This window comes from Escherichia sp. MOD1-EC4550 (assembly GCF_963876935.1).
GTDB lineage: Bacteria > Pseudomonadota > Gammaproteobacteria > Enterobacterales > Enterobacteriaceae > Escherichia > Escherichia coli_F.
On sequence record NZ_CAWNSE010000001.1, the window covers coordinates 365,950 to 379,120 of the forward strand.

A 13,171-nucleotide genomic window follows, 5' to 3' on the forward strand; every position below is an offset into this window, starting at 1 on the left:
AGGCCCACGGGGATCGGCTGTGGGCCTGTGTTAATTAGTGGTTATTCGCTGCCAGATCGGCTTCGCTTAGCTGGGTGGCAGCGAGCACCAGGTCACGATCAATGCCCTGTTCCAGCATGCGCAAAGCAATTTTAATGGCTTGTTCATGCATGCCCTCCTGCCAGCCAATTTGATGCCCTTCCTGCCGTAGCCGTTCAGCAATAGTCATCAATCTCTCCTTTTAATAACAGTTCGGAATATCAGCATCAGTGAGTTGGGTTGTCGCCAGCACAATCTCACGTTCAAAGCCCTGTTCCAGCATGCGCAAGGCAATTTTAATGGCTTGTTCATGCATACCTTCTACTTTGCCTTTCTGCAAACCCTCCAATTTCCCCTCCTGCCAACCTTCAATTTTACCTTCCTGCCAGCCAATTTGATGCCCTTCCTGCCGTAGCCGTTCAGCAATAGTCATCAATCTCTCCTTTTGTAGTGGTGAACGTTCGGCAATCTCCTGAATAAAACGGGTGAAACGGGAGGTATCGCCGCATTGGAGAAGATAATTAAACAGCGTTTGTACCTGGCTGTCATTAGTGAAGCCTCTAACCAAAAGCGTGGTGATCCTGTCGACCATACCGATTAAATCGCGGTCGCGAATATGCTTTTGAATCAGTTCCAGCAGAGCTATACGCCGATGTTGCATGATCTCTTCGTCAGGCACGATGGTGATATCCACCAACGGAAAAGCTTCGGTGTACAACTGCCGGGCAAGTTGCGGATCGTCAAACTCATCCAGCCAGTTGAGTGAGTACGGGTAGGGCGAGGTTTCGCCGTGATAAAACAGCAACGGCACCACCAGAGGGACTCTGTCATAGCCTTTGTCCAGGTGACGCTGCATGGCGGCGGTGGCATAGCGCATTAGCCGAAAAGCCATATTCTTTTCTGCGGAACTTTGATGTTCAATCACGCAGTAGATATAGCCGTCACCATCGCTGGTTTCCACCGACCACAAAACATCCGAGTAGTAAGCGCGTAAACTTTTTTCAATAAAGCTGGTGGGTTCCAGGCGTAAGGTTTGCAGGTTGCAAAGTTTACGCAGTGGCTCCGGTAGATGTATTTCGAGAAAATCCCGCGCGGTTTCGGGCGAGAACATAAAGGTTTTAAACACCGCATCATGCGGGGAGGAGGTTGTTGATTCGGTCATGGTTGTCCGTCACCTGATATTTATGATGACGCGACATTACGGGGATCTCGAAACAATGACATCTGCCAGTTTCTGCCTTTGCGAGACGTTTTCAGAAGAATTTTCAAAGCGATGCAACGCATACATTGAGCGAGGAATCGCGCCCGCAAAAATGCCCGATAAGCAATGCGCTTACCGGGCATCACAAGGAAGATTAAGACAGCGCCTGGGCCAGCAGTGTAATCGGGTGCTCGCAGCGAAGGCTTGTAGACATTTCAATCTGCCATTTGCAGGTTTCGCAGTCGGTGACCACCAGATCCGCGCCGCTTTCTTCTATCTGGCGGAACAGTGGTGCACCGATGGCTTGTGAGGTGGGGTAGTTCTCTTTTTTGAAACCGTAAGTTCCGGCAATACCGCAGCACTGGGAATCCAGCACCGTTAACTCAAGCCCCGGGATTTTACGCAACAGCTCCAGGGTGTAGAGCGTCCAGCCCATTTTTTCCATATGGCACGGGGTGTGATAAACCACTTTTAGTGGCAGCGTTTTCAGCGGTAACGTTTTTCCTTCGTCCAGCTTGCGCCACAGCCAGCGGGTCGCCAGTTCGATGTGATCGCGTAAGCCTTTGTTGTCGACATTCAGCACTTCCGGGTACTCGTCGCGCAGAGCAAACGTACAGGTCGAGGAGGTGGCAATCACCGGAATGCCTTTTCCCCCCACAGCTTCGCGGATCGACTCTACATTCGTGATTGCTTGTTTACGTGCTTTATCGGTAAAACCGTTGGCGATGAGCGGCACGCCGCAGCATTTTTCTTTGCTCAGCAGTTGTACGCCGGTGTCCATCGCGTTGAGCACTTTAATTAAATCTTTACCTAACTGCGGATGGTTGTAGTTAACGAAGCAGCCGTGAAAGAAAGCCACCTGGTCTTTATATTGCGCTTGCTGAGCCGCCACGCTGCGATACCAGCGACGAAACGTACCGAAGGAGTATTTCGGTAGCGTGCGGCGATGATCGATTTTTAACGCCGCATCAAGCAATTGCCGCACTGGTTTCAGCGAGGTAGCGGTGTTGACGATTGGAGCAAACGGCGTGGAAACGCTACCCATCAGGTCGGTATGACTCAACACAAAATTGCGCAGCGACGGGCGCGTGGTGTCATATTTCGCCCGCGCGCGCTGGATGATATCGCCAATCTTCACATCGGACGGGCAGGCGACTTCGCAACGTTTGCAGTTAATACAATATTTCAGTGCCTCGTCATACAGTGCACCATCTTTTAAACGCAGACGCTCGCCATCCGGCCCGGCTTGTTTTGGCCCCGGATAGCTGGGATTCACCCGGCTCACCGGGCAGGCGGTGGTGCAGACGGTGCACTTAATGCAGTTTTCGAAGCTGGTGTCGTTCATTGTTGGCCTCCTGCGCGTTGGGCAATTTGTTGAGCGGCATGTAAAGCACTGACGGCACAAACACCGCCGCCGCATCCCTGGGCAATGGGATCAAATCCGCCCAGCACCGAACCGATGGCAAACAGGTTCTCAATGGTTTTCCCCGCCTGCGACGGGCGCAGCGCCTCATCAGTGGTGACACCGAACTGCTGCCACGGCTGCGGCGCAAAAAAATCTCCCTTATACCATTCACCCCGCGTAGAGGTTTGTAGCACATCAAGACCAATAATTGGTTCACGAATGCCTTCACGTTCCGCTACCAGTCCACCACTAAAGAAACTGCCGCTGGCGAGCACGGCAAAGCGTGGACGCAGCGGGATATCGGCGTTATTGCGGGTCCAGATTTCATTCACCACGCCATTTTTACAGGTCACTTTTTTCACTTCATCGCCCGGCATCCACACGCCCCCCTGGCGCACAAACTGGCGCTGTAACTGGTTTTGCAGACGAATGCCCAGCACTGAAGGTGGTAATGTCGGCAGTAACATTAATGAACAGGGCAATTGCTCGTTCAGCCACCGCCAGAGTTTATCATCAGCCAGGCCGAAGCAGGCGGGCATCAGGATCATTTCGCTGGTATTGGCGACAGGAATAAGCGCATCAATTAACAGAGGCCAGTTTTCTTCGTTATCAAGGAAACGGGCGATATTCACCGCGCGGAACTCGGTGGCGTTATTGCGCAGGATATCCAGTTCTGGCAGCTCTATTTCTGCGGTTTCAACATTAAGATCCAGTTCGCGCAATGAAGCCGCCGCAAGATGCGCCTGAAAATCCATCAGGCCGCTAATTCCCACTACACAAATTTTCTTCGCGGGCAGCGGCCAGACGGGGACTTCTGGCGAACTTAGCCAGGTAGAGCGCAGAGTACCGAGCGGCGTAACACGCTGGTGGGCCAGTTCTACGCTGCCCTGTAATTGCGCACCGCTTTCAGCGATTAATGCCTGCGCCTGGCAAGCGAGATCGAGTACGCGTTGTGGCCCGAGAAGAGTGTAAGGATGGGCAGGTGCCTGCTGACGCAAAGATTCCAGTCCACTGTGAATGTCTGTCACCGGTTGGCCATCTGGCAGATGGCTCAGCAAATCCAGCGATCCAGATGAGAAATGCAGCGCGCTTTGACCACGAGTGACAATGGCACAGCGCAGGCCGTGTTTTTGCAGTTGCAGGCCACAGAGTAATCCGGCGAGCCCGCCGCCCATAATGACAGTATCAAAGCGCATCTTTCTGCTCCTTCTCCAGACCACAAAGTCCCTGATAAACCCAACGGGTAAACTCGCTTTCGCGCAATGCGTCTCCCCAGGCGATGGGTTGCACGCCTTTCCAGCGTTCGTTAAGGAAGGTGGAAAGTTGCTCGATAGATTGCGCGGACGTCGTGACGTTAAAACGCTGTAGCAGTCCGGCAGCGCGGCAGGCGCAGAGCTCGCCCTGGCAGGTTCCCATCCCCACACGGGTGCGACGACGTAAATCCAACAGGCTGTTAACGTTTAAATTTTCTACTGCGTACTGCACTTCACCCGCAGTTACCGCTTCGCACTCACATACCAGGCTGCGGTGCAGACGGCCTTCGCTCAGCCAGGCAGGCGTGCGATCGCCATGACGATAAACCGCAGAACCGCGCAGCGGGGCAGGCAGGGAGATGACTTTACGCAAGGTAACTTCAGCGGGTTCCTGTGAACCTGGAAGTGCCAGTTCGGCGGTCGTACAGGGGCGCGTATTGCCCAGCTTGCGACATACCGCGTCGGTAGCCCATTCCGCCATCAGCCGATAGGTCATCAGTTTGCCACCGGTGATGGTGATAAATCCGTCCAGACCATCGCGTTCAGCATGATCGAGCAGCACGATGCCACGGCTGACGTTACGTCCGCTCGGGTCGTCATCGCTGGCAACCAGCGGACGCACGCCAGAGTAAGCCCGCAAAATACGCGTTTTCGCCATCACGGGGGCCAGTTTTTCCCCTTCACGCAGCAGAATATCCACTTCTTCTGCCGTCACTCGATTATCGTCAATCTCGTTGTAATCAATACGTAAAGAGGTGGTGCCAATCAGCGAAATGGTATCGCCAGGCACCAGAATATCGGCGTCAGAAGGTTTACGGCAGCGGTTGATCACATGCTGATTAATGCGGTGATCCATAATCAGAAGCGACCCTTTCGCCGGGAACATGCGAATGCGCAGATCGGCATATTCCGCAATATGTTGCCCCCAGATCCCGGCGGCATTAACCACGACAGGCGCATGGAGAGCCTGCGTTTCGCCGGTGAGATGGTTACGTACACGAACGCCGCACACCGTCGTGCCTTCACGAATCAGCCCCGTGACTTCGTGAGCGGTAAGGATAATCGCACCGTGTTCTTTGGCATCCAGCATGTTTGCTGCGGTCAGACGAAATGGATCAACAGTGCCATCCGGAACTTTCACCGCGCCAATCAGTGCCGGGTTAACGGCAGGTTCGATAATGCGCGCTTGCTGTGGATCAATCGCTTCTGCTCTGATCCCTGCTTCCTGGCAGGCGCGAATAAAAGTGCTCTGGAAGGAGAGATCATCTTCCGGCAGGGTAATAAACAGGCCGTTGGTCGGTTCAACGCAGTGACGTGCAATGCGTTTGAGTATCTGGTTTTCACTAATACATTCGCGGGCCGATTCCGCATCTGTTACCGCATAGCGTGCGCCGCTGTGCAGCAGACCGTGGTTACGCCCGGTGGCTCCCGTTGCGATGTCGTGGCGCTCAACCAAAATCACGCGCAGCCCGCGCAGGGCACAGTCGCGGGCAATCCCGGCTCCCGTTGCGCCGCCGCCAATGATAATCACGTCACTTGATTGCGAGTCGCGAGTTTTCATTGTTATCCCTCTGAAGTTCGTTTTTTTACCATTTAGCCATAGTAAAAACATGAATTGTTTGATTTCGCGCATATTCGCTCATAAATCGAAAGTGAAACGTGATTTCATGCGTCATTTTGAACATTCTGTAAATGTTATTTAATAATGTGTGCGGCAATTCACATTTAATTTCTGAATGTTTTCTTAACATCGCGGCAACTCAAGAAACGGCAGGTTCTCCCACTGAATCAGGCTGTTAATCATAAATAAGACCACGGGCCACGGAGGCTTTCAATGTTGAGTATTTTTAAACCGGCGCCACACAAAGCGCGCTTACCTGCCGCGGAGATCGATCCGACTTATCGTCGATTGCGCTGGCAAATTTTCCTGGGGATATTCTTTGGCTATGCTGCTTACTATTTGGTTCGTAAGAACTTTGCTCTCGCGATGCCTTACCTGGTGGAGCAGGGATTCTCACGCGGTGATTTAGGTTTCGCGCTTTCTGGGATCTCGATCGCCTATGGATTTTCGAAATTCATCATGGGTTCGGTGTCGGATCGCTCGAATCCGCGCGTTTTCCTCCCCGCAGGTTTGATTCTGGCGGCGGCAGTGATGCTGTTTATGGGCTTTGTGCCATGGGCGACATCGAGCATTGCGGTGATGTTTGTACTGTTGTTCCTCTGCGGTTGGTTCCAGGGTATGGGGTGGCCGCCGTGTGGTCGTACTATGGTGCACTGGTGGTCGCAGAAAGAACGTGGCGGCATTGTGTCGGTGTGGAACTGCGCACACAATGTCGGTGGTGGTATTCCGCCGCTGCTGTTCCTGCTGGGGATGGCCTGGTTCAATGACTGGCACGCGGCCCTCTATATGCCCGCTTTCTGCGCCATTCTGGTGGCACTATTCGCCTTTGCGATGATGCGCGATACCCCACAATCCTGTGGCTTGCCGCCAATCGAAGAGTACAAAAACGATTATCCGGACGACTATAACGAAAAAGCGGAACAGGAGCTGACCGCGAAGCAAATTTTCATGCAGTACGTGCTGCCGAACAAACTGCTGTGGTACATCGCCATCGCCAACGTGTTCGTTTATCTGCTGCGTTACGGCATCCTCGACTGGTCACCGACCTACCTGAAAGAAGTTAAGCATTTCGCGCTGGATAAATCCTCCTGGGCCTACTTCTTCTATGAGTATGCGGGCATTCCGGGCACCCTGTTATGCGGCTGGATGTCGGATAAAGTCTTCCGCGGTAACCGTGGGGCAACCGGAGTCTTCTTTATGACACTGGTGACCATCGCGACTATCGTTTACTGGATGAACCCGGCGGGCAATCCGAACGTCGATATGATTTGTATGATTGTTATCGGCTTCCTGATCTACGGTCCTGTGATGCTGATCGGTCTGCATGCGCTGGAACTGGCACCGAAAAAAGCGGCAGGTACGGCAGCGGGCTTTACCGGGCTGTTTGGTTACCTGGGCGGTTCGGTGGCGGCGAGCGCGATTGTTGGCTACACAGTGGACTTCTTCGGCTGGGATGGCGGCTTTATGGTAATGATTGGCGGCAGCATTCTCGCGGTTATCTTGTTGATTGTTGTGATGATTGGCGAAAAACGTCGTCATCAGGAATTACTGCAAAAACGCAACGGAGGCTAATGGCATGAAATTGACGCTAAAAAACCTTAGCATGGCGATCATGATGAGTGGAATGATCATGGGAAGCAGTGCAATGGCGGCGGATAGCAACGAAAAAATAGTCATCGCCCATCGCGGTGCCAGTGGATATTTACCGGAGCATACGCTGCCAGCAAAAGCGATGGCTTATGCGCAGGGAGCGGATTATCTGGAACAGGATTTGGTGATGACCAAAGACGACCATCTGGTTGTTCTGCATGACCATTATCTCGATCGTGTTACTGATGTTGCCGATCGTTTCCCGGACAGGGCGCGCAAAGACGGTCGTTACTACGCGATAGATTTCACACTGGATGAAATTAAGTCACTGAAATTTACCGAAGGTTTTGATATTGAAAACGGTAAAAAAGTACAGACTTATCCGGGGCGTTTCCCAATGGGTAAGTCTGACTTCCGGGTGCACACCTTTGAAGAAGAGATTGAATTTGTTCAGGGGTTAAATCACTCCACTGGGAAAAATATCGGTATCTATCCAGAAATTAAAGCGCCGTGGTTCCACCATCAGGAAGGGAAGGATATTGCGGCAAAAACGCTGGAAGTGCTGAAGAAATATGGTTATAGCGGTTAGGACGACAAAGTTTATTTGCAATGTTTTGATGCCGATGAACTGAAGCGTATTAAGAATGAGCTGGAACCTAAAATGGGCATGGACCTCAATCTGGTACAGCTGATTGCCTATACCGACTGGAACGAAACTCAGCAGAAACAACCGGACGGAAGCTGGGTTAATTACAACTACGACTGGATGTTTAAGCCGGGGGCCATGAAACAGGTGGCGGAATATGCTGATGGTATTGGTCCGGATTATCATATGTTGATTGAGGAGACATCGCAGCCAGGTAATATCAAACTCACTGGCATGGTGCAAGATGCTCAGCAGAATAAACTGGTAGTACATCCTTACACCGTGCGGTCAGATAAGCTGCCTGAATACACTACTGATGTGAATCAGTTATATGATGCTCTGTATAACAAAGCGGGTGTAAATGGGCTGTTTACTGATTTCCCTGATAAGGCAGTAAAATTCCTTAATAAAGAGTAAATTAACTACCGGATGGCACTTATGTGCTATCCGGTGCCACTCTTCATTAAAGTCTGTGGGTTATCCTTAATTGCAATTATTTAGAGCGATATGACTTGTTCCCGACATAAGATACTCATCAATACAACACGTATTATTAAGATTTTCCTCAGCTAAACATCTATAGTCATTGTCGTTAATTAAAACGACAGGCGATAGGGTATGGCAGTTTCAGCAAAGCACGATGAATTTAATCACTGGTGGGCAACAGAGGGCGACTGGGTTGAAGAGCCTAACTATCGCCGTAATGGGATGAGCGGGGTGCAATGCGTCGAGCGCAATGGCAAAAAGCTGTATGTAAAGCGCATGACGCATCATCTGTTTCATTCCGTACGTTATCCGTTCGGTCGACCGACGATTGTCCGTGAGGTTGCGGTAATTAAAGAACTGGAACGGGCTGGTGTCATTGTGCCGAAAATCGTTTTTGGTGAAGCGGTGAAAATTGAGGGTGAATGGCGCGCGTTGCTGGTGACGGAAGATATGGCGGGGTTCATAAGTATTGCTGACTGGTATGCCCAGCATGCAGTAACACCCTATTCTGACGATGTTCGGCAAGCCATGTTGAAAGCTGTGGCGATGGCGTTTAAGAAAATGCATAGCGTTAATCGTCAGCATGGCTGTTGTTACGTTCGCCACATCTATGTGAAAACAGAAGGTATGGTAGAAGCTGGTTTTCTTGATCTGGAGAAAAGTCGTCGCCGCTTACGTCGGCATAAAGCGATTAATCATGATTTCCGCCAGCTGGAAAAATATCTGGAGCCGATCCCTAAAGCGGACTGGGAGCAGGTTAAAGCGTATTACTACGCCATGTAATCACGTAGGCCAGATAAGACGCGTAAGCGTCGCATCTGGCACAAGTACCCGATCACAACTCGATTTCAATATCGCCTTTTGCCCGGCAACAACAGGGCAAAATTTCCCCCGGCTGAATAAAGGCTAACGGTTCGGCAATCCAGTCCACCTGGCCTGCAACAAGGCGTGTGCGACAGGAACCGCAGTAACCTTCGCGGCACTGGTACTCAACCGCCACATTGTGGGATTCCAGCGCCGCCAGAAGGGAAGGGTGTTCATCCTGGCACAGCAGCTGTGTGCCAGTGATGCGCAGGGTAACGCGGGCCATCAGAGCTGGAAGTTACTCAAATCGTCGGTGTCCACTTCCGCATCAATCTGCCCGACCAGATAAGAACTGACTTCCACTTCCTGCGGAGCAACCTGTACGTTATCAGACACCAGCCAGGTGTTGATCCACGGGATCGGGTTGGAGCGCGTCTGGAACGGCAGATCCAAACCGACCGCCTGCATACGGATATTGGTGATGTATTCAACGTACTGGCAGAGAATGTCTTTATTCAGACCAATCATCGAACCGTCACGGAACAGATAATCCGCCCAGTCTTTCTCTTGCTGTGCCGCCTGGACGAACAGGTCATAGCACTCCTGCTTACATTCTTCGGCAATTTCCGCCATCTCCGGATCATCCGCGCCGCTGCGCAGCAGATTCAGCATATGTTGTGTACCGGTCAGGTGCAGGGCTTCGTCACGGGCAATCAGGCGAATAATCTTGGCGTTGCCTTCCATCAGTTCGCGTTCCGCAAATGCGAAAGAACAAGCAAAGCTGACATAGAAACGAATCGCTTCCAGCGCGTTAACGCTCATCAGGCAGAGATACAGTTTTTTCTTCAGCTCACGTAGGCTAACGGTCACGGTTTTACCGTTGACGGTGTGGGTGCCTTCGCCCAGCAGGTGCCAGTAGCTGGTCATTTCGATCAGCTCATCGTAATAGCTGGAGATCCCTTCCGCACGTTTCTGGATCTGCTCGTTAGTGACGATATCGTCAAACACAACCGACGGATCGTTAACGATATTACGGATGATATGGGTATAGGAGCGGGAATGAATCGTTTCTGAGAACGCCCAGGTTTCGACCCAGGTTTCCAGTTCCGGGATCGAGATCAGCGGCAGCAGTGCCACGTTCGGGCTGCGACCCTGAATGGAGTCCAGCAACGTCTGATATTTCAGGTTGCTGATAAAGATGTGTTTCTCGTGTTCAGGCAGTGCCTGGTAATCGATACGGTCGCGAGAAACGTCAACTTCTTCCGGACGCCAGAAGAAAGAGAGCTGCTTTTCGATCAGCTTTTCGAAGATGTCATATTTTTGCTGATCGTAGCGAGCCACGTTGACCGGCTGACCAAAGAACATCGGTTCTTTGAGCTGATCATTTTTCGTCTGAGAAAAGGTGGTATATGCCATGAATGTGTCCTGTTGGGAGTTTAATGCCGGATAAGGCATTTTACGCCGCATCCTGTGCCTGATGCGACGCTGGCGCGTCTTATCAGGCCTACAAAACCGAGCCGTAGGCCGGATAAGGCGTACACGCCGCATCCGGCATCTCAATATCAGATCTTACATGCGCCGCTTTCGCAGCCATCATCCTGAATTGACGGCACCAGATCGTCTTGTGCGTCTTCAGCACCGTCACGGGTGTTCTGATAATACAGCGTTTTGACCCCGAATTTGTAGGCGGTGAGCAGGTCTTTCAGCAACTGCTGCATCGGCACTTTTCCTGACGGGAAGCGTGACGGATCGTAGTTGGTGTTAGCAGAGATCGACTGATCGATAAATTTCTGCATGATACCCACCAGTTGCAGGTAGCCATCGTTACCCGGCATTTCCCACAGCAGCTCATAGGCGTCGTGCAGATGCTCGTAGTCCGGCACCACCTGGCGCAGAATACCGTCTTTCGACGCTTTGATGCTGACGTAACCACGCGGCGGTTCAATACCGTTAGTGGCGTTAGAGATCTGCGAAGAAGTCTCTGACGGCATCAGAGCAGAAAGCGTGGAGTTACGCAGGCCGTGCGTTTTGATTGACTCACGTAGTGCTTCCCAGTCGTAATGCAGCGGCTCATTAGCGATGGCATCCAGATCTTTCTTATAGGTATCGATCGGCAGGATCCCTTTCGCGTAAGTGGTTTCGTTAAACCACGGGCACGCGCCTTGCTCTTTCGCCAGCTCATTAGACGCTTTCAGCAGGTAATACTGAATGGCTTCGAAGGTTTTATGCGTCAGGTTGTTGGCGCTGCCGTCGGAGTAGCGTTTACCGTGCTTCGCCAGGTAGTAAGCGAAGTTGATCACACCAATACCCAGCGTACGACGACCCATCGCTCCACGTTTGGCGGCCGGGATCGGGTAATCCTGATAATCCAGCAGCGCGTCGAGTGCGCGTACTGCCAGAATCGCCAGCTCTTCCAGTTCATCCAGGCTATTAATTGCGCCCAGGTTGAAAGCAGACAGCGTACACAGCGCGATTTCACCGTTCTCGTCGTTGACATCATTCAGCGGTTTGGTCGGCAGGGCGATTTCCAGGCACAGGTTAGACTGGCGCACTGGCGCGATGGCCGGATCAAACGGGCTATGGGTATTGCAGTGGTCTACGTTCTGAATATAGATACGACCGGTAGACGCACGTTCCTGCATCATCAGCGAGAACAGCTCAACGGCTTTCACACGCTGCTTGCGGATGCTGTCGTCTTTCTCATATTTGGTGTACAGGCGTTCAAACTCTTCCTGATCGGCGAAGAACGCGTCGTACAGCCCCGGTACGTCGGACGGGCTGAACAGGGTGATATCTTCACCTTTCAGCAGACGGGTATACATCAGTTTGTTGATTTGTACCCCGTAGTCCATATGACGCACGCGGTTGCCTTCCACCCCACGGTTGTTTTTCAACACCAGCAGGCTTTCCACTTCCAGATGCCACATCGGGTAGAACAGTGTTGCCGCACCGCCGCGCACACCGCCCTGAGAGCAGGATTTCACCGCTGTCTGGAAATGTTTGTAGAACGGAATACAACCGGTGTGGAATGCTTCGCCACCGCGAATCGGGCTACCCAGCGCACGAATACGCCCGGCGTTGATGCCGATCCCGGCACGCTGGGAAACGTATTTAACAATCGCGCTGGAGGTGGCGTTGATGGAATCCAGGCTGTCGCCGCACTCGATCAGTACGCAGGAGCTGAACTGACGAGTCGGGGTACGCACGCCGGACATGATTGGCGTCGGCAGCGAAATTTTAAATGTGGAAACCGCGTCGTAAAAACGCTTCACGTATTGCAGGCGCGTTTCACGCGGGTAGTTCGAGAACAGGCACGCAGCAACCAGAATATAGAGGAACTGGGCGCTCTCATAGATTTCGCCGGTCACGCGGTTCTGTACCAGATATTTGCCTTCCAGCTGCTTAACGGCAGCATAAGAGAAGGTCATATCACGGTCGTGATCGATAAACGTGTCCATCTGCTTGAACTCTTCTTCCGTGTAGTCTTCCAGCAGATGATTATCGTATTTGCCCATCTCGACCATTTTCACCACGTGGTCGTACAGCGCAGGCGGCTCAAACTGGCCATAGGCTTTTTTACGCAGGTGGAAAATTGCCAGGCGCGCGGCGAGATACTGATAATCTGGCGCATCACGGGAGATCAGGTCTGCGGCAGCCTTGATAATGGTTTCGTGGATGTCAGAGGTCTTGATACCGTCATAAAACTGAATGTGGGAGCGCAGCTCGACCTGGGAAATCGAAACGTTATGCAGTCCTTCTGCCGCCCAATCCAGAACGCGATGGATTTTGTCGAGATTGATGCGCTCTGTGCTACCGTCGCGCTTAGTCACCAGCAGATTCTGATTCATGTATGTCGTACCTGTTTTTGGAATTCTTTCCGCAATAGCTTCATGCAGACTACCTGTAGTGAGGGAAGCTGCTAAGAACACTATATATAGGGGGTATGTTTGGGATTCACTGCAAGATAGTGTGAAACTGGCCCTCTTGCAAGTGCATAACTTTGTGGATAACTCAGGAAGGAAAAAGTGGCTTTCGCGCACCTTAGGTCAGACAAGGTGTCCGGGAAAGTCAATGGGAAGAGAAAAATTTGTTAAAAATAACTGTTCGGCGATTTCTTGAACGGCAGAATAGTATGGGTAAATTGATA

10 protein-coding genes and 2 pseudogenes are annotated in these 13,171 nt (G+C 51.9%); 4 read left to right on the plus strand and 8 right to left on the minus strand.

Annotation, left to right across the window (positions count from 1 at the left end; translation table 11 throughout):
* Positions 1 to 34: 34 nt before the first annotated feature.
* The 5 genes and pseudogenes from AACU19_RS01700 to glpA all read right to left on the minus strand — a co-directional run.
* Positions 35 to 220, minus strand: a pseudogene (locus tag AACU19_RS01700) (hypothetical protein); the annotation flags it as partial.
* The gene (locus tag AACU19_RS01705; protein WP_105277997.1) at positions 221 to 1,180 is read right to left on the minus strand and encodes an ISNCY family transposase; all 960 of its coding nucleotides are present in this window, start codon (positions 1,178 to 1,180) and stop codon (positions 221 to 223) included.
* 193 nt (positions 1,181 to 1,373) lie between these two features.
* Positions 1,374 to 2,564, minus strand: a complete 1,191-nt coding sequence (gene glpC, locus AACU19_RS01710; RefSeq protein WP_001000389.1) for an anaerobic glycerol-3-phosphate dehydrogenase subunit GlpC — start codon at positions 2,562 to 2,564, stop codon at positions 1,374 to 1,376.
* Positions 2,561 to 3,820, minus strand: a complete 1,260-nt coding sequence (gene glpB, locus AACU19_RS01715; RefSeq protein WP_105277998.1) for a glycerol-3-phosphate dehydrogenase subunit GlpB — start codon at positions 3,818 to 3,820, stop codon at positions 2,561 to 2,563. The genes glpC and glpB overlap by 4 nt, the downstream gene beginning before the upstream one ends.
* The gene (gene glpA, locus AACU19_RS01720) at positions 3,810 to 5,438 is read right to left on the minus strand and encodes an anaerobic glycerol-3-phosphate dehydrogenase subunit A (protein WP_105277999.1); all 1,629 of its coding nucleotides are present in this window, start codon (positions 5,436 to 5,438) and stop codon (positions 3,810 to 3,812) included. Before glpA ends, glpB begins: the two co-directional genes overlap by 11 nt.
* A 273-nt stretch (positions 5,439 to 5,711) precedes the next feature.
* On the opposite strand from glpA, the gene glpT reads away from it, so the two are divergent.
* From glpT to inaA, 3 genes and pseudogenes are all read left to right on the plus strand, one after another.
* Positions 5,712 to 7,070, plus strand: a complete 1,359-nt coding sequence (glpT, locus tag AACU19_RS01725; protein ID WP_000948719.1) for a glycerol-3-phosphate transporter — start codon at positions 5,712 to 5,714, stop codon at positions 7,068 to 7,070.
* Between the two features lie 4 nt (positions 7,071 to 7,074).
* A pseudogene (gene glpQ / locus AACU19_RS01730) lies at positions 7,075 to 8,151 on the plus strand (glycerophosphodiester phosphodiesterase).
* 201 nt (positions 8,152 to 8,352) lie between these two features.
* Entirely contained in the window at positions 8,353 to 9,003 is a 651-nt protein-coding gene (gene inaA, locus AACU19_RS01735; RefSeq protein ID WP_039020265.1) for a lipopolysaccharide kinase InaA, read from the plus strand.
* Positions 9,004 to 9,055: 52 nt separating this feature from the next.
* On the opposite strand, the gene yfaE is transcribed toward inaA, so the two are convergent.
* From yfaE to nrdA, 3 genes are all read right to left on the minus strand, one after another.
* Positions 9,056 to 9,310 (minus strand): ferredoxin-like diferric-tyrosyl radical cofactor maintenance protein YfaE, encoded by a 255-nt coding sequence (gene yfaE / locus AACU19_RS01740; protein ID WP_000135039.1) that lies wholly within the window; start codon positions 9,308 to 9,310, stop codon positions 9,056 to 9,058.
* Entirely contained in the window at positions 9,310 to 10,440 is a 1,131-nt protein-coding gene (gene nrdB / locus AACU19_RS01745) for a class Ia ribonucleoside-diphosphate reductase subunit beta (RefSeq protein WP_000332036.1), read from the minus strand. The genes yfaE and nrdB overlap by 1 nt, the downstream gene beginning before the upstream one ends.
* Before the next feature lie 146 nt (positions 10,441 to 10,586).
* Positions 10,587 to 12,872, minus strand: coding sequence for a class 1a ribonucleoside-diphosphate reductase subunit alpha (nrdA, locus tag AACU19_RS01755; RefSeq protein ID WP_001075170.1), 2,286 nt, complete (start codon positions 12,870 to 12,872; stop codon positions 10,587 to 10,589).
* Positions 12,873 to 12,999: 127 nt separating this feature from the next.
* Between nrdA and ypaB the strand changes: the two genes are divergently transcribed.
* On the plus strand, positions 13,000 to 13,143 hold the full coding sequence (gene ypaB, locus AACU19_RS01760; protein WP_001300064.1) for a protein YpaB: 144 nt from the start codon (positions 13,000 to 13,002) through the stop codon (positions 13,141 to 13,143).
* The last annotated feature ends 28 nt before the right edge of the window (positions 13,144 to 13,171 follow it).